This window comes from Blautia sp. AF19-1, from assembly GCF_003479155.1.
In the GTDB taxonomy this organism is placed as follows: Bacteria; Bacillota; Clostridia; order Lachnospirales; family Lachnospiraceae; genus Fusicatenibacter; species Fusicatenibacter saccharivorans.
Genome location: NZ_QUGQ01000021.1, coordinates 1 through 23,181 on the forward strand (window position 1 = coordinate 1; position 23,181 = coordinate 23,181).

The window sequence follows — 23,181 nt, forward strand, 5'->3', positions numbered from 1 at the left end:
TTGCCGCCATCCATAACTGCCAGCTCGTCCTGGCTCATCAGCTCTTTGCCACATTGTCAAGTGATGAATTCAAGAAAACGGCAGCCGCAAAGAAAAATCTTTGTGGCTGCCGTTCTAATTGGCGGCTTGAAGCAAAAAAATCCCCGGTTGTACCAGGGAAATAAAAACTTTAGTATAGCCTAAAAGAGAAAGCTAGCGCCTTGAGGCGCGGCCAAGTAGAGTGGGCTTAAAGCCTGCGTCCCGAGCCACCCGTTTTACGGGTGGCAGCGACTCCTTGTCTGTTTATCTTATACTTGTCAATTTATATTATCCAATAATGTGAATTATAATATGACAGTACGGATGCATATTATAGAAACATAACTTTGAAAGAATCAAGCATAACCTGTGGAGTGACTCTTCAACGGATAAACTATTTTCACTTCATACAGTTCCGACATATGGAATAAGGAACACCAATCGCCCTCAATACAACTTTCTTTCTATTAGTTAAAAATGCACATAATCAAAAAAGAAAATCGACTTATTTTAGACAAATTCATTGACAAGTTCTGCTTTAGGTGATAAAATAAAAGTGAAAAGTCGAAATTTATATTGTTGGGAGGTAAGACCGATGATTTGTTTTAAGGTTAAGTTGCCTAACTTAATAATGGAGCATTTTTACCGACGCTGCCAGCTTTGGAGGCTTAGAATTAAAATTGTTTCTATTTGCGCATAAGTTAGGCATGATTATTTGTCTACTTATGCGCTTTTTTATTTGAATTTTCAGTATTAGCAGAAAGGAAGTGTTATACATAGATAACATATGGCTTATCCTTTTGCTTCTATTAAGTTTTTTTATGATTTTTAAGCCGGAACTTTTATGGAAAATTGAACACTTCTTTTCTGTAAAAGGCGGTGAACCTACAGATTTATATCTTGGTTTGATGCGGGTTGCTGGAGTATTCTTTTTTATTGCATCCATCATTTGCATTATTGTTTTGGTTTTATAAGAGAAGGGGGGCTTTTAATGAAAAAGCTAACACGTAAGATTGTTGCACTTACTCTTTCCTTGGTTATGTGCATAAGTTTTTCTAACACTACTTTTGCTTATGCCGACAACGAGAATATCAGTTCTTCTGCTGAAGCAAGCAAAGTGAATTGGTGGAAGATTGGCTGGATTATCCTTTCAGATTATGTGGAAAAGCTTATCGATCTCGATGGACAGAGTGAAAAGGATAGTAGTTGGGCCTATCTTGTTTCACCTAGCATAGAATATAACACGGGTGATATGGGGCCTGAGGTTTATTTTCGTCCAGAAGTAGATAACAGCGTTGGTTCTATCCGTATGCATGGACATAGGATTATCTTTGTCGATATTTTTACACAGATTGCACTCATCTTGTCAGATGCCTCTGGTGATACGGTAAGTCAAGCAACTACTGGTACAAATCAGTATATGTTTTATACAAAGAAAGCAGGAGACAGTTCTGGTACATGGAAAGCACAGTTTGTTTCAACTGAGACATACAAATGGCAGTTGTATTATGCCCATTATTACAATGCCAATGCTCGTTCAAGTGTTCCTATGACGGAAGATGGATTTTACTTTGGGGATAATAACAGAGTTTATCAATTCTCTGTTGCAGAATCTTACAGACTTAATTCTCTTCCTCCAGAGGTTGTTGATATGACACAACTTAATGCTCAATTTATTAATCCTGCTGATGGAAAAACTGTAGATTATCTCAAAGACTTTAATGCTGGAGATCAAGTTCATTTCTCTGATATAATTATTGACATTAGTTATGATGCGACTGAGGATGCGACTACATTTTATTTTACCGAGGATACTTATGAGGAAAACATAGGATGGAAATTTGCAGGAAATCTTCTTGACCAATATTCCGCTGGTGATGTTCTGAATCTAACTTTTGATGTGTTGAATGTCGGAAACTATCAGGGCATTACTTTTGAAAGCCTCGACTACTTTGAAGCAGCTTACGCGCATAATAACGGTGCCGCTTATCCCAATATTCAAGATTACCAATAATTTGATTTTGACATAAGGACTTATAGAAGAGGGCGTGTTGCGGATAATTTTCTGCAACGCGCCCTTTTTAGTATGCTTTAGCAAAATAAAGTTATCCCTTTTACTCTGGCCAAAGGAATAACTTTATTGCCTGATAGCATTAAAAGAAAATTGTTGTATCACTTTTGATATAAATTAAAAGTATTTAGCGTCTAAATTCTACCTTGACATTTCCCCAACAAAATTGTAAATAATCTTAACCTCCTGTGTCCTCTGACCATCAATCTTCTTGATTTCTCCAATCAGAATCCGGCTAATGAGCCGGTTCAGCACCGCCTCGTCCAGTTCCTCGATGGCGGCATAGCGCCGGATTTCCTTGATAAAAGTGCGGACTTCGCTTTCTTGCGCATCGGCACGACCTTGCATCATTGCCAGGTCATGCAGGCGTTTCTGGTTGGATTCCTGCTCCTGTTCCAGCGCCGCCGTCAGCTTCACAAACCGCTGCTCGGTCAGGATGCCTTTGGCCTTATCGGTGTACAGGCTCAGGAACATCCCGTCAATTTCCTGATTTCGGGCTTCCAGCCGCAGGCGTTCCTTTTCTGTCTGGGAGGCGTCCACCAGATACCGGTGCTCCATCCGGCGGCTGAGCCGCTGGTAGAACGCATCGGCATCCTTCATAGCCTGCGCCGCCAGTTCCTGAATGTCTTTCAGCACCAGATTGTATAAATCCCTGGCCTCTATCTTGTGGCTGGAACAGACCTTGCAGCCCATGCGGTTGTAGGTCTGGCAGATATAGTACGCCTTGTCAATCGGCTCCCGCATTTCGCCGGTGAAGCGGTTCTTCCCGGTTCGGCCCACTTTCTCATACCGCACCTGCATGGACTTCCCGCAGGTGGCGCAGTAGACCAGACCGTGGAACAGATTATAAAAGGGGCAGGAATTCCCCTGAATGGTCGGCCTGCGGTCAATGAGTTCCTGCACCTGTTCCCATTCCTCCGGCGTCACAATGGCCTCATGGCAGCCCTCGATCACTTCCCACTGGTCACGGGGAATAATGTCATAGGTGTTGGAGCGGATGCCTTTCTGATGCGTCCGAAAGACCAAATGTGCGCCCTTATAGAATGGATTTCTCAGGATGTGACTGATTCTGGCTCCGCCCCAGAAATAATAGTTGGCGTCAAACTCCGTGTTGGCTTTGACATGGGTGATTGGGATTTTTTCTTCCATCAGACGTTTGGAAATCCTCATGCAGCCCAGCCCGTCAAGGGCATAGTCATAGATTTTGCGGATGATTGGCGCTGTCTCAGGGTCAATGATGAGATGCCCCTTGTCCTCCGGGTCACGCATCAGGCCGAAGGGCGGCGTCCCTCCGCAGAACTTCCCCTGCCGGGAGCGGGTGGTGATGCCTGCCAGCACCTTTTTAGAAATATCCCGGCTGTACATATCGTTCAGGATATTCTTAAAGGGCGTAATGTCCATCTCCTGACGGGTCAGGCTGTCCACGCCGTCCGTGATGGCGATATAGCGTACATTGTGTTTGGGGAAAAAGATTTCGATATAGCTGCCAGCTTCAATATAGTTCCTACCAAGCCTGGATAGGTCTTTGGTGATGACGCAGCCGATCTTCCCCGCCTCAATGTCAGCGATCATGCGCTGGAAGGCAGGGCGGTTGAAATTGCGGCCCGTATAGCCGTCATCCACATAATATTCATACTGGAACATTCCATGCTTTTCAGCAAAGTCCCGAAGCATGATTTTCTGGTTGCTGATGCTCATACTCTCGTTGTCGCCGCCGTCATCCAGAGAGATGCGGCAGTAGAGAGCGGTGATTTTCTCATAGACTTGTTTTTTCCTGCTCATAGCGTTCTCCTTCTATGAACAGGGACACGATACCATTATAGTACCATGTCCCTGCCCCTGAATCAACCGTTTTTACGCAGCGTTTTCGGCCATTTCCCGCTGTTCCAGCCATTCCTCGAAGTGTTCGCAGGTCTGGCGCTCGATCAGCTGCTCAAAGGCTTCCCGCATGGACTTCTCCCCGGAGAACTCCCGCACCACCACAAAACGGACTTTATTTTTCTGCTGTTTGCTTTTTTCCATAGGCTACCTCCATAGAGTAGCAGGCCAGACGGCAGCACTGGCAACGAAGTCCGGCAACGAACCTCTGAAAACCTGTAAACTACCGTCTGACCTGCAAATCTTACTTTATCAATTTTCTTGAAAAATCTCGTTGTTTTCGTTGCCGGAGATAGAGATAGATATTAGAAAATACCTTATTTACAGGCTTTTTCCGTATCCAGACCGGAGAATCCCCGGCAACAAACCCGGCAACCAAGTGGCAACCATCCCGGCAACAGACCGCTAATTTTATGCGATCCACTCCTTCGGCAGTTCCAGCTGGCAGCATTCTTCCTCGGTCAGCTCCACAAATCCATCTTCGTTGCCGGGCAGTTCGTTGCCGGAAACGTCCCGTTCCCAGCCCCTCTGCCTGCCATATCCGGTGAACATCCGGGGATTGGAGAATGGTTTCCAGCCCGTCACCACCGTGTTCATGATCTCGTTGATATTGTGCAGCTGCCACCGCTTCGGCTCATCGTAGGTGTGGCCCAGCGCCTCCTTGAACAGCTGTTTGGAGCAGACCATGCTGCCGGTGTAGTGTTCCAGAAAGCCCTGTATCTGTCCGGCCTCGGTGTCCTCCGGCATGAAATCCTTCTGCACCTCCACCAGCTGGCGCTGGATGGACTTGCTGAACTTCATAGAGTAGTGGCCGCTGCGGTAAATCGTCATGGCCTCCGCCCAGACCTGTAAAAGATAGGCTCTGGAGGCGTCCTCGTCCTCCAAAATGTGAACCTCTGCATTCTCCGGGTAAATCATGATCGGCAAAAAGCGCCGATTTCCGGCCCGGTCAAGGGGCAGGAAGTCCAGTGTGTTGGACGAACCGCCGAACACACACTGCCGCAGCCGGTCTTTGGGCTGGGCCTCGTAGGGCGTCCGGTAGGTTTCCTTCTGGCGGCTGATAAAGGAGCGGATTTCTTCAATGCTTTTGGCGCTGCTGGTAGCCAGCATCTCCGACATTTCGATAATCCAGTGTCCTTGCAGCTTCAGATACACCCTGTCATCGTCCAGTTTTTTCAGGTCGTCACTGAACCACTCGTCCCGGATCGCCAGCAAGCGGAAGAAGCTGGACTTGCCAGCCCCCTGACCGCCCACCAGACAGAGCATTTCCTCATATTTGGAGCCGGGGCGGAATACCCGCCGGATAGCCCCCAGCAAAAAGTGTTTCAGCATTTCCTCCACATAGTCGCTCTCGTCCGCACCTAAGAAATGATGGAGACAGGAGCGGATGCGGGGCGTCCCGTCCCAGACAAGGCCGTTTAGCACGTCCTGTATGGGATGGTAGCAGTTCTCATTCGCCACGATGGAGAGCGCCGCCGTCATCTTTTTCTCACTGGTCAGGCCATAGGTCTGCTCAAAATAGAGAAGCAGATATTTCACGTCCGTATCCGTCAGGGCACTGGTATTCCTGCGCCAGCCTAAATCCTGTACAATGTCCACCCGGTCAGTCAAAAGGTTCAGGCGGATCGCCCCACGCAGGAGAGGGTCATGGCAGAACACCGTCCGGCAGTTGCCGATGGTGTTGGCGGGCTGGCCCTTCTCGGTGACGGACAGGCTTTCCCGCACCTCATCAACGCTCCGCTCCGGCGCTAAGGCTTCGGCTGCGCTCATGGCGGCCTGCCGGGTGGCTAGCGGTAAACTCTGATATTCGCTGCTCAATCTTCCTCACCTCTTTTCCATACTCAGCGACCACGGAAGCACGTTCCTCCATGCTGCCGGACAAGAGAATATCCAGCAGATATTCCGTGTACGGTTTCTTTTGCAGGGCCTCCACGAACAGCGGATTCCACGCTTCATCCGGCGTCTGCGGGGCGTATTCCTTCTCCCAGCGTTCCAGCAGATGCAGGTAATTGCACAGCACCCGGAAACATTTCTGCTCCGCCTGCCGGTAACGCAGTTCCTCGCTGATTTTTCGCTTGACCGGCCTCCTGCGGGGCGGGTCATGGCCTTTGGCGTCATAGTGGACAGAGAAATCCTCCGCCAGCTTCAGCGCCGCCTCCTTACTGCTCAGACTAAACAGACGGGCGGTAAAATCAATCACATCCCCATCTGCCTGACAGCCAAAGCAGTGGAACCGATGGTCAATCTTCATACTAGGATGTTTGTCATCATGGAAGGGACAGCAGGCCATGCCATTCCTGCCAACCTGCACCCCGTAATATTCCGCAGCCTGCCTTGTGGTGACAGACTCCTTCACCGCTTCAAATATATTCGATTTTCTCACCTCCAGGCAGAGAAAAAAGCACCCGTTTCCGCAGAAAATCAGGTGCCTCATAACTCCATATCGTGTTTCTTTTTCGGAGCAATCCGCCCCTCACGTTCCCAGCGTTCCCGGTTATCTCGGTCAGCGTTCAGCCTGCCTTTCGCCAGCTTCTCCCGGATGGATTCTCTGGCCTTCTCCTTAATCTGCTCCTTACCGGCCTTCTTGACCTCCGGCTGCATGAGAGTTTTCTGGATTTTTGCCAGGGCGTTCTGCATGACCCGTTTGATTTTGGTAATCACTCCATCCAGACGGGCGGCAGCGTAGTCACGCTCCTTCTTCGGGGCCTTCCGCTCCGGCGAAAGCACCCACTTTTTCGTTTCCTCGATCAGACGAATATCTTCTTTGTGTGTCTCCTGCCGGACGGTATCGGTCACCACCTCCACCGCCTTGTCATAGGCCGCATCGGAAACATCATCTAACAGCGTCTCCACGTCCTCGATTTTGAGCGTCAGTTCTTCCAGCTTCTGCTCCTGCGCCGCAAGCTGCTCCTTCTGCTTCATCAGGATATAATCCTGTTTTTCCAGATAGTCCCGCCCGCCGTAGGATGGCTCCTGATCCAGATGCAGCCCATGCCGTCTGGCGATGTCAAACAGGATCGTCCGGCAGACCGCATCAAAGGTCTGCTTGCGGTTGTTGTTCCGGCCTTTGGGCTTCTCCGGGTTGGGGAGAGGGATGCCAAGTTCTTCCAGCGCCTTTTCCTGCTGGGGGCACAGTTCCCCATAGCGGTTCTCACAGTCAAAGACGTGCCGCTCATGGATGTGGGGCGTCCCCTCGTCCAGATGGAGCGCCCAGTCCAGGATGTGGATATGGGAACCGAAGCGGCGCTCAAATTCCTGATAAAACTCATTGACGATGGAAAAGAGCGTATCCGGCGAGACGGATTCTCCCATCGTGCCGATCTGGTAGATACTTTCCTCCGGGCAGGTCTTGTTGTTTTTCAGCAAGTCCTCCACAGTGCGGTTGCGCTCGGTGTGCCGGGTTTTCTCATTCCGGGCGTTCTGAGCTTCCACATAGCCGCCGTAATGCTCGTAGTAATACATCCGCTCGATTTCCTCAAAGCTGAAATCCGGCTGCTCCGGGTTCTCCCGGAACTCATGGGTGGTAAAGCCCCGGTAGCAGTCCCAGTAGACATTTTGCCTTGCCCGTTCTGCGTCAATGTGTTCGCTGTTCTCCACATCGAACCGGCGGTCATTGTGGCGGGGATTATAGGTGCCATGCTTGCCGGAGCGTCCATTGTGTCGTGTCAGTTTCAAACAGATTTCCTCCTTCCTGCGAAGATGTTCTGGGGCCGGGGAAGGGGCGACGAAGCCGCAAATCCTGCGAATTTTGCGTCAGGTAATACCCAATACAAGTTGACGCAGGCATCAACTTTCCCTGGGCAAGGCGTTTCACCCTTGACCCGATGGGGCGGCTGCCCTCAACCTGCCAAGGCACTTCGTCCTTGACCCGATAATGGCTGCCGCCCTTAACCTGCCAATGGGCGTTGCCCCTTGACCCCAGCAGTGCGCTGCCGCCCCTGCACCCCGCCACAAAGGGCTGGCCGCCCTCTGTACTTCCGCACCGGCGAAGCTGGCTTCCACCGCAGGAACGGTGTTTGCCAGTTTCACCGGCTCCGTATCCACACATTTGCGCCCATAGGCGGGGAGTGGATACGGAATACGCCTGCGGGGATTGCCGGTCAAAACATCGGGTGCAGACCCGTCATTTTTCCCGTAAACACCCCGATTTTAGGCGATTTTTTCTTCCGTTACCACCACCTGAAAGCCATGCTCCTTTGCGTACTCCCTTGCGGCGGCTTTCCGTTCTTCGCTGTACGGAGGCACCAGCCGGATCGACAGCCGGGACTTGTCCAGCACATAGGTCACGCTGCCCTCCGGCGTGCTGCGCTCCAACCGGCACAACAGTGGGTACTTCCGGCTGAAATCAGCCAGCCTGCGCTTCAAGCTGGCGTTGAAGGTGTAGACGCTGGCAAGGTTCTCCGCCTCGTTCCAGTTGATGATGGTTTCTTTCTCATACTTAGACAGCTTCTTCATACAGATCCTCCTCATAATCGGTGTAAGATTTCAGCACACGCAGGTTGCGCTTGAGACGGCGGTACTCGTCCATCTCCATGCGCAGATGGTGATAAAAATCCTCGTACCAGCTTTCGTTCATCTCCGTCTCCACCTTCCGGGCCAGCCCCAGCATCCGGCGTTTGGCCTCCGGGTCAACCGTCAGAGCCGTCAGCCATTTCAGCCGTGTCACCGTATTGTGGTGGCTGAGACAGCCGTAAGCGTAGAGAATCTTCTTTTCTTTCATACTCAGTGTCATAATGATTTCCTCCATTTCTTTGCTGCGGAGCCATGCGCCCCGCATGATAAACTTGTTTCCTGTCCGCCGGTCTGCCTGCAAGCCGCTCCTGCCCGGAATTTCTCCCGGCGTATCGGCCTCTTTGGTGTGCTCGATTTCTGTCCTGGCGTCACTTCCCCGGAGGCCATACCCCTTGCAGCCGGTCATTCGATTTTCAAGGTTCTGTGCCTGTCTGCAAGAACCAGTTTACCGAAAAAAGAGGCCCTTTCCCGTATATCCAAAACGTCGGAAAAACGCTCGAAATCCGCATATTTCCACGCTTATGGAATCGTGCTATAATGGGTGTAATCACTGAAAAAGATAACGAGAGAGGGGGCTTTGGATGTACGCAAAGCTGACAATCCCGGAGCGGCTCAAAGACCTGCGGGTGGTGGACAAGCACCTGACGCTGGAACAACTGGCGGAGCAGACCGGCCTGTCTAAATCCGCGCTGGGAAAATACGAAACCGATGACTACAAGGACATCAGCCCGTTTGCGATTGCAACGCTGGCGGACTTTTACGGCGTGTCCACCGACTATCTGATGGGGCTGACGGAAAATAAAAATCACCCAAACACAGAACTTCAATCTCTGCATCTGAGTGATGATATGGTGGAACTTTTGAGCAGCGGCAAAATCAACAACCGGCTTCTCTGCGAACTGGCTGCCCACCCGAATTTCCGGCGGCTGATGATAGATATGGAAATCTGCATCGACCAGATCGCCAATATGCGGGTGGAGCAGATGAATCTGGTGTTGGAGGCCACCCGGCAGACCGTCATGAGCAAGTATGCGCCCGGAGAGGATGACCTCTATATGCGGACGCTGGAACTGGGGCAGGTGCAGGAAAGCGATTTTTACAGCCATGTCATGCACGATGATCTGGACAGCATCGTCCGGGACATCCGGGAAGCACACCGCAAGGACAAGACCACCGCCGACCCGCAGCCCACGCTGGATGACGTCAAGGAAAAGTTTGAACAGGCGCTCGAACAGGGCAGCCAAGAGGAAGTGGTAATCCACGAATTTTGCGACAGAATGCAGATACCCTTCGAGAAGATTTCCTCAGAGGACTTCTCTGCATTTTTGCGGATACTGAGCCTGTCCAAAATGCTCAAAAATCCCAACAACATGAGAGGAAAGGCCAAGCCGCAGCCGTACTATGCGCCCAAGCGGAAGAAACGCAGATAACAGGAAAGCCGCCCAATCTGTACCGTTGGACGGCTTTCGACCCGTTTGTGGGCGGAATAAAATATGTGGTTATACATCCGTTAGCTGACCGTTTTCATCAGCTTTTTCATAAACTTCCAGAGACGGATGCCATCTTTGAGGCCCAGCCGGTAAAAGAAGCACTCGCTTTCTGCACCAGAATCGAAAATAGAATCACAGTAGTGTCTTACAGCGTCCTTCTGTTCCTCAGACAATGCGCTGATTGCTTTTTCATACTCGTTTTCCAAGCGAAGGCAGTCCTCTTTTTTCTCCGTGCCGGTTTCTGCCTCCCGCCACTTAGCAAACTGGCTCTGCATCCGCTCCTGAATCATCAAATCAACCAATTTTTCTATATCTGTACCCATAAGCGCCCCTCCTTATGCTGGGCGGATATAATTCCGGTATGTTTCCAGGACGGAATCTGACACACCGCTTTTATATACTTTGCGGATGTCGGAGATTTCCTCTTGCTTCAGCAGTTTCAGCCATTTCAGCAGCTCAGCCCTGCCGTTGGCAAAGTTACAATAACGCCCATCGGCGTATTCGATACGGTATCTCATAGACAGGCACCTCCTTAAACAAAAATCATCTCAGAGAGGATGATTTCCTCTGCTCGGCTGCGAATGCTGTTCATGCCCCCGACCCACGCAAGCTGGTCACGGGCTTTCAGTTCCTCGGTGACACCCTCCGCCTCCTGCATCTGCGAGACGATACACGCCAGCCGGTCAGCGGCCTGTTCGTTCAGGTCAGCAAGATATGTCCAGAGTTTTCCCGACAGAAGCAGGGCATTGTACTGGCCGGGCCGGTGTTCTTGCAGAAACGCTTTGTGCATCCGGCCCCACCGCCCAATGGGGCGGCTTTCCTCCGGTAGCTCCAGATCGGGGATGTAGTAGTCTCCCACCAGCGTGTAGCTGATTCCGTTTTGATGGATTTTCTTTGGTAAATGCTCCATGTTCGACCTCCTGTATTCAGTTATTTCAGAATCCAGTTGATCGTGTCCCTGTTCATGATAAATTCAAGGCAACTGAACTCTTCACGAACAAGTATGGCATATCTTTTCCCAATTTCTGATAGTTGAGCGAGTGGGAGGTCTCCCGTCCCCGGCTCTCTCCGGTGTTGTAAGTGTCTATGGTCTCCTTTCCCAGAACAGCCGCCAGCTCTTTCAGCGTTGTTGGCTCTTTGCCACCCAGGAAGATGGAAGTATCCATATTGCCGATGATGGTATCGGCATTATCTTTGTAAATTGCCTTGAGCTGGCTCTGTGCCTGCAACACCAGACAGGCTGAGATCTCACGGCTTCGGATCGTGGCCACCAACTTTTCCAGCTTCGGAATCTGCCCGATGTTGGCGCACTCGTCAATGAGACAGCGCACATGGACTGGGAGCCTGCCGCCATACACATCGTCGGCTTTTTCGCAGAGCAGGTTAAACAGCTGGGTATAACACATGGAGATCAGGAAGTTAAAGCTATCATCTGTATCACTCATAATGAGGAACAGAGCAGTTTTCTGGTCTCCCAGAGTATCCAGTTCCAGCTCGTCATAAGCTGTGACCTCGCGCAACTCTGCAATATCAAATACGGCAAGGCGCGCACCGCAGGAAATCAAAATCGACTTAGCGGTTTTGCCAGAGACGAATTGTCAAGGACTTTTTAATCAAATTCACAAAAAAGGTGCCAGAAGCACCGTATGGCTCCTGACACCTCGTTTGATAGATTACATTTTTCCGTTCAGCAGGTCTTTGCAGAGATACGCATAGTCTGGCAGCTGGTTGATATATGGCTCCCAGCGCCGCTTGATTTCGGCTAATTCCAGCGGGTCGGCTGCTTCCAGTGCATGATCGTTGCCCGTCATATACAAAACATCCATAGCAACATCGTCCAAACACCTGCCGCAGAGATCGGCGGCTGATTCTATCCTGATGCCGGTATCCACATAGACAGGATTTACGCCAATCGTCAGCCAGACATAGCCTACCTTGTCCGACCAGAGCAGTTCAAAATCAGGGCTTTGCCGCAGATGTTCCGCAAAGACCTCCTTTACCCGATCAATTTCATGTTTTTCTTTTTCTGTGTAAAGCATTTTCGTATCCTCCTTGACAAAAATTTTGGTGCGTACCATTATCAGTTTAGCACAAGGCGGCTTCGTTTATCAGTCTGTCACATCTGCTGAATTTCATTTTTGAGCATACGCTTGATTTTATCGCTCATGGTTTCTGTGCTGGTATTGCTGAAATGGACATGAACCTTGTAGGTTGTCTTGCCGATTTTCTTTACCATCGCTGGCGTGTTTTTCGGCGCTCTGGACGCAGTAGCGGCGTCTGCCACCTGCATAGTACGGGGTTCTCTGTTCATGGCGCTCCTTTCTCCGAACGGGTCTGTGCCGCCCGGTAAAAAATCAGTCTTGCTTACTGTTTACAATGTCTTTTGCTGTCTGTCGGGTAGCACCGGCATTTTCTTCCCGGAAATTCTTCCCGTCAAAAAGAATCGGCGCACACCGTTCCAAAATACGGTCATAGATACGGGCGTGGGCCAGATCAGGCGGGTTTTTCAGCTCGGACAGTTTCAAGTTTGTTGTGATAATCATGGGCCTGCGGCTGCGGTAGCGGCTGTCGATGACGAAAAACATCTGCTCCATAGCATATTCGGTACTGCGCTCTACACCCAGATCGTCAATGATAAGCAGGTCGTACTCATCAAAGCTGGCGATAAAGTCGGCCCTGTCCTCAGAGAACATCCCGGTCAGGCGGTTCAGAATGGTGGGAAAGTTCGTCATCAGCACCGGCACATCCCGGTCAAGCAGGGCGTTGGCGATGCAACCGGCGAAAAAAGACTTGCCGGTTCCCACATCCCCGAACAACAGCAGGCCGGTGTTGTTTTTATATGCCTCCTTCCAGTTCTCCACATAGGCGCGGGCCTTGTCCATCAATGGGTTTTGGCCGTTGTCGTTGGCAAAGGTGTAGTCATAGAGATAGCGGTCTTGCAGGCCCTGTGCCTTTCGGCGTTTGATACGCTCCATACGGCGCTGCCGTTCTTCAGCAGCCTTGCGCTGCTCCTCAGCTTCCCGCTGGCACTGGCAGATGCAGCGCGGCATAAAGTAGCCGGATTTCCCAAAGCATGGCACAACGGTCTGCCTCTGGCTGCCGCATTTCTTACAGTGAATGAGCCCGTCTGACGGGTCTATATACTCGTCCTCAGCCAATTCCACACCGGCAGCTGCCTTGTCGATGAATGCCCGGATTTCTGCGGTAATCTCAATCATACAGTTTCATCCTCCTTTACGCTGTAATCCCGGTTGCGGGTGGGCGGGGCTGCTTTCTTCGCGTCCTCACCGGCCCAGCGCCGGATGGTCGCTGCATGGCTCTGATAACGCTTGCCGGTAGAAGCCATGTACTCGGACAGTTTTTCGATGTACTGTTCCCATACAGCAGGAAAGCTGGCCTGCAAGTCTGCCAGTTCCCCGTCCGTCAGGAAAACATTCTGGTAACGGCCATAGGCGGGGGCGGGGTGTCCCTTCTCTATCTCTCTCTTTATCTCTATCTCTTTCTCTAACTCTATCTCTATCTCTGGTGGACGAATGTCGGACAAATGTCCGCCGTTTGTCCGGGGCGCAGAAAGAGCCTTATTTTGGAGCCTCGCAGCCCGCTTTCGCTCAGCCTCGGTAGAGGACTGGCCGATTAAAAGTTCGATGTTGCTCATGTAGAATGTGCCGCTGTCCAGCACCTCCACAAGACCCAGCTTCAAAAAGATCTGCAAGGCTCTCTCCACAGTGCCGATCTGCTGGCGGGTGATGGTGGCGATCATCTGCGCCGTGTAAGGAATGTCCTCGTCAAGTTGAAGCCGTCCACCATGTTTCAGCGATTTCAGATACAGCTTGAGCAGAATGTTGGAATACAGCACACCATCCTGCATACTTTCCAGCAGCACGATGGAATCATCGTCAAAATAGTTTTCTTTGAGTTTCAGGTAATAATATTTTCGATTATCTGACATAGGTTTCCTCCTTGGGGTTTCTCTTGGGATTCTGTACGCATTTTAAGGCCGTTTTAGGGGTCAGAGGATAAATCTATCAGCCTGCCTTTGACACCCTCGAAAAAAGCCTTGATTTACAAGGGGTTTTCAGCCCCTAAAGCGTGACATTTCTCCCGTTGTTTCCGCTTGCGCTTTGCGGCATTGATCCGCTTCATGCGTGCGGCACATTCCGGGCAGTATTTGGCCCGGTTGGAACCGGGGGTAAACAGCGCCCTACATACGGCGCACCTCTTCGCATTCATCCGGTGGAACAGCGCCGTTTCCAGTTCCTTATCCTGCGGCAATACCGCCGCCCGAAACCACCTGCACAACAGGGAGTAGGAAATAGACTGGACACAGACACATTCCTCCCCATCGTCCAGGGCGATACAGTTTCCGTCGATGTAGTTACAGCACTCATGCACCAGCCTCCGCACTCTGCGATACTGGCGGTAATCCATGACGGGGATAGGTTCAGTCTTGTTGTTCTTCATAAATGATTTCTTTCATAAAGTCGGCAACCTCCTTGAATGAATTTATTATTAAATATTCGTGCAAAGTATTGTTTTCTTCGTGCAAATGGCATATACTATAATTGCCAGCAGAAAGGGGTTGATCGTATGGCTGGAAATACCACAAACATCAGTATCCGCATGGACGCAGATTTGAAAGCACAGGCGGACGCACTGTTTACTGAACTTGGCATGAACCTGACTACGGCGTTTAACATCTTTGTGCGCCAGTCGCTTCGTGAAGGCGGCATTCCCTTTGAAGTAAGGCTGGAACAGCCGAACAAAGAAACGGTTGCTGCCATGCTGGAAGCGGAAAGGATTGCAAAAGACCCGTCTGTAAAGGGCTACAATGACCTTGACGAGTTATTTGCTGACCTGAAAAGATGAAAGAAACCAAATATACCGTCAAGTACACGACCAGTTTCAAAAAAGACTACAAACGAGCCATCAAGCGTGGCTTGAAGATCGAACTGCTGGAGCAGGTCGTAGCGTTGCTGGCGATGGGCGAACCGCTGCCGGATAAGAACCGTGACCATGACCTGTCCGGCGATTGGGCAGGCCATCGGGAATGTCACATTCTCCCGGACTGGCTGCTTGTCTACCGCATAGAAGATGATGTTCTGGTGCTGACGCTGGCCCGCACCGGCACACACAGCGACTTGTTCGGCAAATAAACAGTCTGCCGCCGTATGGGGAAACCTGTACGGCGGTTTTTCTGTGTGCAAAAGTATGTCGTGAAACGTGGTAGCCCTTACCGCTCCGGCTCCCGGTCGTGAGACTTGTCCCGTTCCTGTCTGGACAGCTGCTCGGCGGTTTTGCGGAGCCGTTCCACTGCTTTCAAATCCTCCCGCATGGATTTCATGGCAAGCGTGTCCGCCTGCTTTCCAGCGGCCAGCTGGTCAATTTCCCGCTGCCATGCCTTCGGGGTGATTGCCTCGCCGCTGTCTTTCAGTTCTTTCAGATACCGGGCCGCTGCGTCATACAGAATCAGTTCCCGGCTGTGGCGCTGCTCGAACAGTTCCCGCTTCTCCGGCTTCACCTTGGCAAACTGCTTATGGACAGTCTTGTACTGGTTGTACTGCGCCCACATCTCCCCGCGCTCGGTAAGGATAGTGATCCGGCGCTCGGCCTTGACGATCTTTCCGCGCAGGTCATAGTAACAGCTGTTCATATCAGCGATTTTTTCATGAAGCTGCTGCATAGACTGGATGCCGTTTGCCTGTAAAAAGCTGAATAGTGCAGCGCTTTCTTGCAAAGCCCGGATTTTGCCGGTGCGGGTGTCAGGCCGCTTGAGCTGCTGCTGGGCCTCCCACAAGTCAATCATGCTGGGCTGCTGTCCCACCGGCTTTTCGGCTTCGGCCTTAGACCAGTTGTAAAGGCGGGTAATGCGAGCCTTGATTTCCTTGAGCAGCTTGTTGTCGGCGGCGATCTGCCGGTTTACTTCTCCCTTGTCGGTGCGGATACCGCGCTTTTCCATTTGGCTGGCGGCTGGCCCCAGATGGACAGATGGGATTTTATCAATGCCCTGCCGCTTGTAGCTGCGGTGGTCAATGCGCTCCGGTCTACCGGCAGATTCCAGCGCCCGGTTGGTGTAGGCTGCCCACGCTGCCCGCCAAATCTCCACATTTCCTTTATCGTTCCAATCGGTTGTATCCTCACGATGATTTTTCCAGCCGCCTTTCCCATCCGGGATACGCTGTCCATTCTCGTCCAGATCGTATGCCTTGCGGCACTTTGCGCCCCACTGTCCATTTTCTTTCAGAGGCCGGAGCGTCAGCATGATATGGACATGAGGGTTGCCGGTTCCCTTGTCATGGATAGCAAAGTCGGCGCACATTCCTTTGTCTACAAAGTTGTCCTTCACATAGGCACGCACAAGGGCAAGCTGTTGTTCGCCGGACAGTTCACGGGGCAGGGCTGCCTCGATCTCGCGGGCAAGCTGGCTGTCCCTTGCTTTCTCAATTTGCTCCACGCTGTTCCAGAGGATAGAACGGTCTGCAAATTCCGGCGGGGCGTAGGCAGGCAGCATGATCTCCGCATGAACAATGCCGCCTTTCCGGGTGTAGTCGTGGGTCATGCCGTCCCATTCATTTGTCAGCTTGGTTCCGCTGCGGTAAGCAGCTGCGGCAACAGCAGAACGGCCTGCGCTGCGCTTGATGATACTGATGGGGATATGACAGAAATCTATGGGGAACACCTCCTTTCAGTGGGGGGATAACAGGCTCTGTGGAGCCGGACAAACGCAAAGTGGGTGTCTGGCTGCGCAGAGCGCACAAGGGGTTTGGGGAGTGTAGCGCCCCATCGCGCTCGGAGAGCGCAACAGCCCCCGGCAGGGCGCACGACACCGGCAACGGTGTATAAGTGCGCCCTTGTAAACAAGGGACTTATGGCGTGTCCCCGGATTTTGGCAGGTTTGCAGTCAATTCCGCAGCCCCCGGAAGATGGGACAGGGTAATCAGAAATGCTTTGACCTCTGCGCCGGAAAGGTCAGGAGCCAACGGGAAAATCCCCTCCAAAACGGCTCCGCGCTCAATCAGGCGGCGGGTGCGAACCCTGCGTTCTTCGTTCCACTGCTTGTTCTCCAAAATCTTCTTTCGGTTTTCAAGCTGCCGAATCTCCTTCAGGACTTTCTCCCGTTCTTCTTTTTGATGGTGGGCTGTAATTTTTTCGTTCATGTCAGGCACCTCTTTTCTTTGGAAATACTCATAGATTGACCGTCCATTTCTGTCGAGCAAAGTACCGGCGCAGCCTCCGCAGTGCGGCATGGATGGATTTTCCCGCCTGTGATGGCGTGATACCCTCCATTGCGGCAATATCTTTCACTTTCATACCCAGCATATAGCGGGCATGGACACGGCGAGCCTGCATAGGCGGCAGGGAAGAAATGGCTTCGTACAATCGCCGTATCAATTCTTCGTATTCGGCTAATTCTTCTTTTTCTATCAGGTAGTCCTCCGGCGATGGCTGCGCCCAGCCGATGGCGGCATTTTCGATTCCATCGTTACAATCGAGGGAATAAAACGCCTTATACCGGAACATCTTGCGATCTCTGGCGGCCTCGGCTCTCTTGTCCAGAAGAAACGCTTCGACGATCTCATCGGACACCTCCACAAAAATGTCCTCTTTGCAAAATGGATAATATTGTTTGAGATTGATGGTCTGCATAGGCACGCCCTCACTCTGTTTGAAAAAGGTCATCATAGCAGCGGCGCATATTCCGCAGCCCCCGGCGGATGGCAACGCTGACCTTGCTGCTGTGGACGCCCTCTCTCCGGGAGATTTCCGGCTGCTTGATACCGGCAATGTAGTAGGCGTGAACACGGCGGGCCTGTGTCGGAGTGGCATGAGCCAGAGCCACCGGCAGAGCTGCAATCAGGTGCAGGCGGGTGGTCATTTCTTCTCGTTCCAGCAAAATATCTTCCGGCGATCTGCTGTGTTCCAGCGCGTAATTTTCCAGCCAGCTGTATGCGTCCAGAGAGTAGTAGGCGCGGTGGTAGACTTTCCGACGCTCATAGTTCTCCATCTCCCGCTTGGCCTGATACATCGCTGCCCATACCTCGTCTGTAACATCCACAAACTCGTCATGCCGGTAGTGGGGATACATCCACCGCAGATTGATTGTTTTCATAGGCTTACCTCCTGAAAATCGGAGAGGATGACAGCTCGTCCGCTGTCCGCCCCTCGCTGAGATAAGGGAAATGATCCCTTTCACTTGGTAGCCAGAAAACAGGTCATTCGTTAAGCCTGTTCTCAAAGAAATTTATAAATTTTTTTCTGACCGCCTCCACACTTTGATACACAGCCACTTTGGAGCAGCCGCACAGCACACCAATCTCTGCAAGGCTCAGTCCCTCAAGCGCATAGAGCAGGAACCGGCGGCGCTGGGCCTCAGTACAGGTGTCCAGAACAGCCATCAGCTCATGCAGCGTTTCCATGTGGCAAAGATATTCTTCCGGCGTTTCTCCGTAGGCTCCTACGCCTTCGGTGGTAATGATGTACTCGTCAAACTCCCGGCCATCCCAATGCCGCCGCTGTTCATGGAACAGGTTCTCCGTTTTGTGATCGGCCCGGTCAAGAAATTCATAGACTTCCAGCGTGACCTCCACGGCCACAGCTTGTCCGTTATAATTGATGGTAACTTCCATCTGCCTTTCCTCCATTCAGATTTTTTTGGTAAATCTGAATGAGGCGGCGGGGAGCGGCACCGGGGATAAAGTTCGGGCCATGCTGGCCCGATGTTACGGCTCCACAGGGACAAAAAAGCGCCCGGACGGCATAAAGCCATACGAGCGTAATAGAGTATATTTTGCTGTTTAGTTACATGGTATAGTGCATACTTCTGACCGCATTGCTCCGCTGCTGGGAACAGGCTTTTTTTAGCTGGTGCAGGTCATGGGGACTGTGAAAAAAGGCAAAAATAGACACGGCGGCAATCCTCCTATGTGCCGCCGTGGATTTACACGGTGTTAGGTCGTCGTTGGTTTAGGGTAGACGAAAAGAAACGGCGGCTCTGATTTCTCAAAACCGCCGCCAGGGTATCTAGAGTAAGCGCACAAAATCAACCTGCCCAGCTACGGTTTTTTTCTTTCCCCATTAGGCGGGGCAGGTTTAAAAGAATATGAAAAGCCGATAACAGCAGTCATGTTAGCCTGCGTGTTATCGGCTCTGCGTCTATGCGTCTGGCTCTCTAATAACGGATATATTCAGTTGCTTTACATGAATGAGCGTTTCCTGTTTACATTTTGGACAGAACAAGGGGAAATTCCTTAATTCCGTGTCAATTCGTATTTTTATTCGGGTTTTATTATGGCATATAGGACAACTAACCCAACTTGTCTCTTTCATCAAAATTACCCCGTAACTTGATGTTTCTTTGATATATTTTTTGTTAGTCTATAAAATACGAATATCAATCCAACATTAAGGATGATCATAAAGACCGGCTGGCTCATACCGAAATATGTTTTCATATCAGAAAATATACCGTTTGCATGAAGCATAAAAATCGGGCAAATTTCCTGCATTTTTTGTAAAACAGGAAGGCTATCATTAAAATCAAACACAACTGGCAAGAAGCAGATGACGCAAGAAGTAATAAGCGCTGTAACAGGAGAACTCATTTGAGCACTTAAAAACAATGTAATAGTTGTCAAGGCTACAATCCCCAAAATATTCAATATTACAGAGATAAAGAACATTTGCAAAAAGGTCAAATTATATATTGAAGAAGCATAATATAATGAAGATTGAATGCTTACATTCCACCCCTGTAACCCATAGGTACAGCCATACAGAACTAAATTTAGCAGTAAATACAAGAGGTATGTGCCAATTACAACTTCCAAGGCCGCTATAATTTTTGAAGTTGTGAGTTTGGTTCGGCCATACCGAGCCGAATAAATAATGCTATCTGTATGAAGTGCATACTCTTCTGAGAAAACAGGAGATAGAGTGATTACAACAATTAAACATATCATTATGGACAAGATGCTCCCCATTCCAGATAATAGCTTATCCCAGCCATCGCAATATCCTAAAGTCACAGTTGGACTATTTGGATATGCTGTTTCGAGTGACTTAAAACTACCATCAGAATTTGTCAAATATTCCAGAATCGCCGCTTGGTCACGATAAACATGAACAGCAGAAAAAGCAGAATTTTCATCTTGTCCAACAGTTGCTTGTTTTGCTTGGTCGATTTTTTCTTGCATAGTAAGTAATGTATTTTGAGAGAGTTTTCCTTCAAATATTTCTGCTACTTCCTTCCGTTGTTCAATGGCTGTAAAACCGCTTGCTAATGCCATTTTTTCAAGGTCATAATCATAGAAAACATTTTGATAATTAAATTGAAAAAAGAAAAAATAGGCAACGATAAGAACCACACCAGCTAAAAACAACATTCGTGTTTGCTTTCTCGAACATATTTTATTTCGTTCTGCTTTTATCATTTCATTCATGCTCGGATACCTCCGCAAAATAGTATAAATACAAATCTTCCAATGTTGGATCAACATTCCAAGCGGTTCTGCATGGTGCTTCTTGAGAAATAATCCTCAGCCGTTCTGCACCATTATTATGTTTCAGATTTGCTGTTACATAGTTCAATTCTAATTCTTCGGCCTCTTTTCGAGATACATCACATTCCCAAACACATTTTTCAATCGGCTTCAAAATTTCTTCTGGAGAACCATGTTGAATTAACTCGCCATTTTTCATAATCAGAATCTCATTTGCGATATATTCAACATCAGAAACAATGTGAGTGGACAAAATTACAATTTTATTTTCTGCCAAAGAACTAATCAGATTCCTAAACCGCACCCGCTCTTTCGGGTCAAGTCCAGCTGTAGGTTCATCCAAAATCAAAATACGGGGATCGTTTAGTAATGCTTGAGCAATTCCCAAGCGTTGTTTCATACCGCCGGAAAAAGTTTTGATTTTTTCGTTTTTCTGTGTGAGCAGATCAACAACCTGCAACAGCTCCATTGTGCGATTATGGGCTTTTTTAGGCGGCATCCCCTTTATTGCAGAGATATACATCAAAAATTTATACGCTGTAAAGTTAGGATAATAGCCAAAATTTTGTGGCAGGTAGCCTAAGATATTACGATATTTCTCGCCCAAATCATGAATGTTTTTCCCGTTAAAAAAAATTGCTCCTTTCGTTTCAGTTTGGACATCGCAAATCATTCGCATCAAAGTTGTCTTGCCCGCACCATTTGCCCCGAGTAGACCATAAACACCATTTGTTAATTTTGCGCTGAAATGATTTACAGCTTTTTTTCTTCCATATTCTTTTGAAAGATCATTTATTGTAAGTTCCATATCAATTCTCCAATCATTTTTTCTTTTTTCAAGTACAGTTGAAGTGTTTTCCCTAATAGGATAATGGATAACACATAAAATCCAATCCATCCCCAGAACATAGACGCTTCAAAAATAAATCGCTGATGAAGTACAAGAGAAAATGTTCCAGAAAGAAAAATCATACAAGCAATTAAATGATACAAGCTATCGTTTGTCCTGCTTTTCGCACATATAAAAAGATAACAAGTGCAAGAAATATTAAACGGAATCAAACCATACAACACCATTTCAATCATTGATTTCTGGTAAATATATGCCATTGAAATTAAAATGACTGTTATTAGGAAAAGGTTGATTACTCCAATAATCAGCATACGACCTGCTATAATTTTTACCAGCGTTGTTCTACTAGACTGTTCAATTTCCCACATACCATAGATGTTGCTTTTAGATATTTCTATTGCACCTAATAACGCAAGGAATGGAACCATAACTGCAAGGATTGTCAATGGATAATAAAATGGAACCCTCCATTGGCCCAGGATACATGCTAATAATACTGCACATATAGTGAGTATTATTTGAATAATCCAGAAAGAAAGCGGCAGAAATTGAAGTTGGTTCAATATAATATCTCGCATTGAATTTTTATTGAATTCAGAACTATTCATGTAACTTTTTCCAGCTACGATTACTGCTTCAATTTTAGGTTCAGATGGAGCAGGCGTTTCACAACTCTGCAACCATTCTAATACACCATTTTGTTTTTGGGTCATACATTATCGCCTCCTCTAAAATCAGCCAAATATCGTTCCAGTTTTTTAATCCCCTGTTGGAGCCTAGATTTTACAGTAGAAACACTCGCTTTTGTAATGGTTGCAATCTCTCGGATTTTCAAATCATAATAAAATCGTAAAATGATGACCTCTTTTTGATAGTCCGGTAATGTGTTGATTGCATATTGAACTTGCGCTTTAAGTTCGTTAAGCTCAATTTTTTCAAAGGCATTATCAGTATCTTCTATATCTTCAAGAGTTTCTAAATCCATATACAGGGGTTTTGCTTTCTTAGTATAATTGTTACAGGTATTAACAGCAATCGTTAGCAGGTAGTTTTGAAATTTCCCTATCTTTCGTACTGATTGAATCTTCTCCAACAATTTCAAGAAAACATCTTGTGTAATATCTACGGCGGTATCTGGATCGCCGTTCAATCGCCGACAACAAAATAGATAAATTGACTGATAATATTTTCGGACAATTATCTCAAATGCATCTGTGTCACCCGACTGGATTTTTTTTATTAGTATGAAATCTTCGATACCTTGTCACCGCCTTCCATGTGTAAAACGCCTTACACTTAATATACAACTGAATAACCCAAAAGGATTTAACTTTAGAATTATTTCTTTTACTTTTTTTATTTCCATTCTATTGTAATTCCTGTTCTTGAAAAATATAAGATGTAATATATGAATTATAAACTTCAACCAACCTGCATATAGCAACATTCCACGGGCAAAGTATGAATTATACAATGTAACTGGGTGATGTTATATGGCGAAAGTTGAAGATTGTCCCGGTTTTGAAACCTTTGGTGCAGATGCCAAAGCCGCACGAGAGGCAAAGCGTCTTGCACGAAAAACATTGGCAGAAATGGTTGGGATTGAATGGCGGTATCTTGCCAACATTGAGAATCAAGGTGCGATTCCGAGCTTGCCTGTGATGATCCAGTTGATTAAGGTCTGCGGACTTCCCGTAGAGCGATATTTTAACCCGGAGATCATGCGGGAAGAAAGCGATCAGCGGCAGCGGGTCAGCCACAAGCTGAAGCTCTGTCCTGAACAATACCTGACGATTATTGAAGGTGCCATAGACGGGGCGCTCAAAATGGAACAGACTGCGAAGCAGAAGGAGGACGCATAAT

At 48.8% G+C, this 23,181-nt stretch carries 31 protein-coding genes and 1 pseudogene; 6 read left to right on the top strand and 26 right to left on the bottom strand.

The window, feature by feature from the left end:
• Positions 1-785 precede the first annotated feature (785 nt).
• Positions 786-992 (top strand): DUF6199 family natural product biosynthesis protein, encoded by a 207-nt coding sequence (locus DWX26_RS17745; protein WP_334291862.1) that lies wholly within the window; start codon positions 786-788, stop codon positions 990-992.
• A 17-nt stretch (positions 993-1,009) separates the two neighbouring features.
• The gene (locus DWX26_RS13200; protein WP_055221986.1) at positions 1,010-2,032 is read left to right on the top strand and encodes a hypothetical protein; all 1,023 of its coding nucleotides are present in this window, start codon (positions 1,010-1,012) and stop codon (positions 2,030-2,032) included.
• 198 nt (positions 2,033-2,230) lie between these two features.
• On the opposite strand, the gene DWX26_RS13205 is transcribed toward DWX26_RS13200, so the two are convergent.
• The 7 genes from DWX26_RS13205 to DWX26_RS17270 all read right to left on the bottom strand — a co-directional run bounded on the left by DWX26_RS13205 (position 2,231) and on the right by DWX26_RS17270 (position 8,885).
• A complete protein-coding gene (locus tag DWX26_RS13205) occupies positions 2,231-3,871 on the bottom strand; it encodes a recombinase family protein (protein ID WP_055221983.1) in 1,641 nt (546 codons plus the stop codon).
• 72 nt (positions 3,872-3,943) lie between these two features.
• Positions 3,944-4,111, bottom strand: coding sequence for a hypothetical protein (locus tag DWX26_RS16930; protein WP_164468434.1), 168 nt, complete (start codon positions 4,109-4,111; stop codon positions 3,944-3,946).
• A gap of 267 nt (positions 4,112-4,378) precedes the next feature.
• Positions 4,379-5,737, bottom strand: coding sequence for a virulence-associated E family protein (locus DWX26_RS13215; protein ID WP_055221981.1), 1,359 nt, complete (start codon positions 5,735-5,737; stop codon positions 4,379-4,381).
• Positions 5,697-6,401, bottom strand: coding sequence for a CHC2 zinc finger domain-containing protein (locus DWX26_RS13220; protein WP_055266766.1), 705 nt, complete (start codon positions 6,399-6,401; stop codon positions 5,697-5,699). Before DWX26_RS13220 ends, DWX26_RS13215 begins: the two co-directional genes overlap by 41 nt.
• Positions 6,398-7,642, bottom strand: coding sequence for a hypothetical protein (locus DWX26_RS13225; RefSeq protein ID WP_055266764.1), 1,245 nt, complete (start codon positions 7,640-7,642; stop codon positions 6,398-6,400). The genes DWX26_RS13220 and DWX26_RS13225 overlap by 4 nt, the downstream gene beginning before the upstream one ends.
• 474 nt (positions 7,643-8,116) lie before the next feature.
• Positions 8,117-8,422: a hypothetical protein gene (locus DWX26_RS13230; RefSeq protein WP_055222220.1), complete on the bottom strand. Its 306-nt coding sequence runs from the start codon at positions 8,420-8,422 to the stop codon at positions 8,117-8,119.
• Positions 8,406-8,885 carry a hypothetical protein gene (locus DWX26_RS17270; RefSeq protein WP_226906287.1) on the bottom strand — a complete coding sequence of 160 codons (480 nt, stop codon included), beginning with the start codon at positions 8,883-8,885 and terminating at the stop codon, positions 8,406-8,408. The genes DWX26_RS13230 and DWX26_RS17270 overlap by 17 nt, the downstream gene beginning before the upstream one ends.
• A 175-nt stretch (positions 8,886-9,060) precedes the next feature.
• Between DWX26_RS17270 and DWX26_RS13240 the strand changes: the two genes are divergently transcribed.
• Entirely contained in the window at positions 9,061-9,909 is an 849-nt protein-coding gene (locus DWX26_RS13240) for a helix-turn-helix domain-containing protein (protein ID WP_055266762.1), read from the top strand.
• 80 nt (positions 9,910-9,989) lie between these two features.
• Here the strand turns inward: DWX26_RS13240 and DWX26_RS17275 are convergent, their stop codons facing one another.
• From DWX26_RS17275 to DWX26_RS13285, 9 genes and pseudogenes are all read right to left on the bottom strand, one after another.
• Positions 9,990-10,292 (bottom strand): hypothetical protein, encoded by a 303-nt coding sequence (locus DWX26_RS17275; protein ID WP_055219875.1) that lies wholly within the window; start codon positions 10,290-10,292, stop codon positions 9,990-9,992.
• Between the two features lie 12 nt (positions 10,293-10,304).
• Positions 10,305-10,487 (bottom strand): hypothetical protein, encoded by a 183-nt coding sequence (locus tag DWX26_RS13250; RefSeq protein ID WP_055219873.1) that lies wholly within the window; start codon positions 10,485-10,487, stop codon positions 10,305-10,307.
• Positions 10,488-10,501: 14 nt separating this feature from the next.
• Positions 10,502-10,879, bottom strand: a complete 378-nt coding sequence (locus tag DWX26_RS13255) for a TnpV protein (RefSeq protein WP_055219871.1) — start codon at positions 10,877-10,879, stop codon at positions 10,502-10,504.
• A gap of 97 nt (positions 10,880-10,976) precedes the next feature.
• Positions 10,977-11,567: pseudogene (locus DWX26_RS13260) on the bottom strand (VirD4-like conjugal transfer protein, CD1115 family); the annotation flags it as partial.
• Positions 11,568-11,642: 75 nt separating this feature from the next.
• Entirely contained in the window at positions 11,643-12,050 is a 408-nt protein-coding gene (locus tag DWX26_RS13265) for a hypothetical protein (RefSeq protein ID WP_442857769.1), read from the bottom strand.
• A gap of 35 nt (positions 12,051-12,085) precedes the next feature.
• Positions 12,086-12,259, bottom strand: coding sequence for a transposon-encoded TnpW family protein (locus DWX26_RS13270; protein ID WP_425459037.1), 174 nt, complete (start codon positions 12,257-12,259; stop codon positions 12,086-12,088).
• 64 nt (positions 12,260-12,323) lie between these two features.
• On the bottom strand, positions 12,324-13,187 hold the full coding sequence (locus tag DWX26_RS13275) for an ATP-binding protein (protein WP_118601602.1): 864 nt from the start codon (positions 13,185-13,187) through the stop codon (positions 12,324-12,326).
• Positions 13,184-13,918, bottom strand: coding sequence for a phage replisome organizer N-terminal domain-containing protein (locus DWX26_RS13280; protein ID WP_118601603.1), 735 nt, complete (start codon positions 13,916-13,918; stop codon positions 13,184-13,186). Before DWX26_RS13280 ends, DWX26_RS13275 begins: the two co-directional genes overlap by 4 nt.
• 113 nt (positions 13,919-14,031) lie before the next feature.
• Complete coding sequence (locus DWX26_RS13285) at positions 14,032-14,430, bottom strand: cysteine-rich VLP domain-containing protein (protein ID WP_118601604.1); 399 nt, start codon at positions 14,428-14,430, stop codon at positions 14,032-14,034.
• Between the two features lie 126 nt (positions 14,431-14,556).
• On the opposite strand from DWX26_RS13285, the gene DWX26_RS13290 reads away from it, so the two are divergent.
• Entirely contained in the window at positions 14,557-14,835 is a 279-nt protein-coding gene (locus DWX26_RS13290) for a type II toxin-antitoxin system RelB/DinJ family antitoxin (protein ID WP_005924829.1), read from the top strand.
• Complete coding sequence (locus DWX26_RS13295) at positions 14,832-15,122, top strand: type II toxin-antitoxin system YafQ family toxin (RefSeq protein WP_002596328.1); 291 nt, start codon at positions 14,832-14,834, stop codon at positions 15,120-15,122. Before DWX26_RS13290 ends, DWX26_RS13295 begins: the two co-directional genes overlap by 4 nt.
• Positions 15,123-15,199: 77 nt before the next feature.
• Here the strand turns inward: DWX26_RS13295 and mobQ are convergent, their stop codons facing one another.
• From mobQ to DWX26_RS13345, 10 genes are all read right to left on the bottom strand, one after another.
• Positions 15,200-16,645: a MobQ family relaxase gene (gene mobQ / locus DWX26_RS13300; protein WP_118601605.1), complete on the bottom strand. Its 1,446-nt coding sequence runs from the start codon at positions 16,643-16,645 to the stop codon at positions 15,200-15,202.
• Between the two features lie 187 nt (positions 16,646-16,832).
• Complete coding sequence (locus DWX26_RS13305; RefSeq protein ID WP_112091014.1) at positions 16,833-17,123, bottom strand: DUF3847 domain-containing protein; 291 nt, start codon at positions 17,121-17,123, stop codon at positions 16,833-16,835.
• A gap of 28 nt (positions 17,124-17,151) precedes the next feature.
• Positions 17,152-17,613 carry an RNA polymerase sigma factor gene (locus DWX26_RS13310; protein ID WP_009296689.1) on the bottom strand — a complete coding sequence of 154 codons (462 nt, stop codon included), beginning with the start codon at positions 17,611-17,613 and terminating at the stop codon, positions 17,152-17,154.
• 10 nt (positions 17,614-17,623) lie between these two features.
• Positions 17,624-18,076, bottom strand: coding sequence for an RNA polymerase subunit sigma-24 (locus DWX26_RS13315; protein ID WP_112091015.1), 453 nt, complete (start codon positions 18,074-18,076; stop codon positions 17,624-17,626).
• Between the two features lie 103 nt (positions 18,077-18,179).
• Complete coding sequence (locus DWX26_RS13320; RefSeq protein ID WP_112091016.1) at positions 18,180-18,593, bottom strand: RNA polymerase sigma factor; 414 nt, start codon at positions 18,591-18,593, stop codon at positions 18,180-18,182.
• Between the two features lie 526 nt (positions 18,594-19,119).
• Positions 19,120-19,293, bottom strand: a complete 174-nt coding sequence (locus DWX26_RS13325) for a cysteine-rich KTR domain-containing protein (protein WP_081026450.1) — start codon at positions 19,291-19,293, stop codon at positions 19,120-19,122.
• A gap of 5 nt (positions 19,294-19,298) precedes the next feature.
• Positions 19,299-20,405, bottom strand: a complete 1,107-nt coding sequence (locus DWX26_RS13330; protein WP_118601606.1) for a hypothetical protein — start codon at positions 20,403-20,405, stop codon at positions 19,299-19,301.
• The gene (locus DWX26_RS13335; protein ID WP_118601607.1) at positions 20,398-21,273 is read right to left on the bottom strand and encodes an ABC transporter ATP-binding protein; all 876 of its coding nucleotides are present in this window, start codon (positions 21,271-21,273) and stop codon (positions 20,398-20,400) included. Before DWX26_RS13335 ends, DWX26_RS13330 begins: the two co-directional genes overlap by 8 nt.
• A complete protein-coding gene (locus DWX26_RS13340; RefSeq protein WP_112091019.1) occupies positions 21,258-22,031 on the bottom strand; it encodes a hypothetical protein in 774 nt (257 codons plus the stop codon). Before DWX26_RS13340 ends, DWX26_RS13335 begins: the two co-directional genes overlap by 16 nt.
• Positions 22,028-22,576 (bottom strand): RNA polymerase sigma factor, encoded by a 549-nt coding sequence (locus DWX26_RS13345; protein WP_118601608.1) that lies wholly within the window; start codon positions 22,574-22,576, stop codon positions 22,028-22,030. The genes DWX26_RS13340 and DWX26_RS13345 overlap by 4 nt, the downstream gene beginning before the upstream one ends.
• A gap of 235 nt (positions 22,577-22,811) precedes the next feature.
• Here DWX26_RS13345 and DWX26_RS13355 point away from each other — a divergent pair, with 235 nt between their 5' ends.
• Entirely contained in the window at positions 22,812-23,180 is a 369-nt protein-coding gene (locus DWX26_RS13355) for a helix-turn-helix transcriptional regulator (protein WP_118601609.1), read from the top strand.
• Position 23,181 lies beyond the last annotated feature (1 nt).

Excerpts from the sequence above, each read along its gene's own strand:
- DWX26_RS13200 (WP_055221986.1), top strand. The coding sequence starts at position 1,010 with ATGAAAAAGCTAACACGTAAGATTGTTGCACTTACTCTTTCCTTGGTT.
- DWX26_RS13205 (WP_055221983.1), bottom strand. The coding sequence starts at position 3,871 with ATGAGCAGGAAAAAACAAGTCTATGAGAAAATCACCGCTCTCTACTGC.
- DWX26_RS16930 (WP_164468434.1), bottom strand. The coding sequence starts at position 4,111 with ATGGAAAAAAGCAAACAGCAGAAAAATAAAGTCCGTTTTGTGGTGGTG.
- DWX26_RS13215 (WP_055221981.1), bottom strand. The coding sequence starts at position 5,737 with ATGAGCGCAGCCGAAGCCTTAGCGCCGGAGCGGAGCGTTGATGAGGTG.
- DWX26_RS13220 (WP_055266766.1), bottom strand. The coding sequence starts at position 6,401 with ATGAGGCACCTGATTTTCTGCGGAAACGGGTGCTTTTTTCTCTGCCTG.
- DWX26_RS13230 (WP_055222220.1), bottom strand. The coding sequence starts at position 8,422 with ATGAAGAAGCTGTCTAAGTATGAGAAAGAAACCATCATCAACTGGAAC.
- DWX26_RS17270 (WP_226906287.1), bottom strand. The coding sequence starts at position 8,885 with ATGACCGGCTGCAAGGGGTATGGCCTCCGGGGAAGTGACGCCAGGACA.
- DWX26_RS13240 (WP_055266762.1), top strand. The coding sequence starts at position 9,061 with ATGTACGCAAAGCTGACAATCCCGGAGCGGCTCAAAGACCTGCGGGTG.
- DWX26_RS17275 (WP_055219875.1), bottom strand. The coding sequence starts at position 10,292 with ATGGGTACAGATATAGAAAAATTGGTTGATTTGATGATTCAGGAGCGG.
- DWX26_RS13250 (WP_055219873.1), bottom strand. The coding sequence starts at position 10,487 with ATGAGATACCGTATCGAATACGCCGATGGGCGTTATTGTAACTTTGCC.
- DWX26_RS13255 (WP_055219871.1), bottom strand. The coding sequence starts at position 10,879 with ATGGAGCATTTACCAAAGAAAATCCATCAAAACGGAATCAGCTACACG.
- DWX26_RS13270 (WP_425459037.1), bottom strand. The coding sequence starts at position 12,259 with ATGCAGGTGGCAGACGCCGCTACTGCGTCCAGAGCGCCGAAAAACACG.
- DWX26_RS13275 (WP_118601602.1), bottom strand. The coding sequence starts at position 13,187 with ATGATTGAGATTACCGCAGAAATCCGGGCATTCATCGACAAGGCAGCT.
- DWX26_RS13280 (WP_118601603.1), bottom strand. The coding sequence starts at position 13,918 with ATGTCAGATAATCGAAAATATTATTACCTGAAACTCAAAGAAAACTAT.
- DWX26_RS13285 (WP_118601604.1), bottom strand. The coding sequence starts at position 14,430 with ATGAAGAACAACAAGACTGAACCTATCCCCGTCATGGATTACCGCCAG.
- DWX26_RS13290 (WP_005924829.1), top strand. The coding sequence starts at position 14,557 with ATGGCTGGAAATACCACAAACATCAGTATCCGCATGGACGCAGATTTG.
- DWX26_RS13295 (WP_002596328.1), top strand. The coding sequence starts at position 14,832 with ATGAAAGAAACCAAATATACCGTCAAGTACACGACCAGTTTCAAAAAA.
- DWX26_RS13305 (WP_112091014.1), bottom strand. The coding sequence starts at position 17,123 with ATGAACGAAAAAATTACAGCCCACCATCAAAAAGAAGAACGGGAGAAA.
- DWX26_RS13310 (WP_009296689.1), bottom strand. The coding sequence starts at position 17,613 with ATGCAGACCATCAATCTCAAACAATATTATCCATTTTGCAAAGAGGAC.
- DWX26_RS13315 (WP_112091015.1), bottom strand. The coding sequence starts at position 18,076 with ATGAAAACAATCAATCTGCGGTGGATGTATCCCCACTACCGGCATGAC.
- DWX26_RS13320 (WP_112091016.1), bottom strand. The coding sequence starts at position 18,593 with ATGGAAGTTACCATCAATTATAACGGACAAGCTGTGGCCGTGGAGGTC.
- DWX26_RS13325 (WP_081026450.1), bottom strand. The coding sequence starts at position 19,293 with ATGAAAGAGACAAGTTGGGTTAGTTGTCCTATATGCCATAATAAAACC.
- DWX26_RS13330 (WP_118601606.1), bottom strand. The coding sequence starts at position 20,405 with ATGAATGAAATGATAAAAGCAGAACGAAATAAAATATGTTCGAGAAAG.
- DWX26_RS13335 (WP_118601607.1), bottom strand. The coding sequence starts at position 21,273 with ATGGAACTTACAATAAATGATCTTTCAAAAGAATATGGAAGAAAAAAA.
- DWX26_RS13340 (WP_112091019.1), bottom strand. The coding sequence starts at position 22,031 with ATGACCCAAAAACAAAATGGTGTATTAGAATGGTTGCAGAGTTGTGAA.
- DWX26_RS13355 (WP_118601609.1), top strand. The coding sequence starts at position 22,812 with ATGGCGAAAGTTGAAGATTGTCCCGGTTTTGAAACCTTTGGTGCAGAT.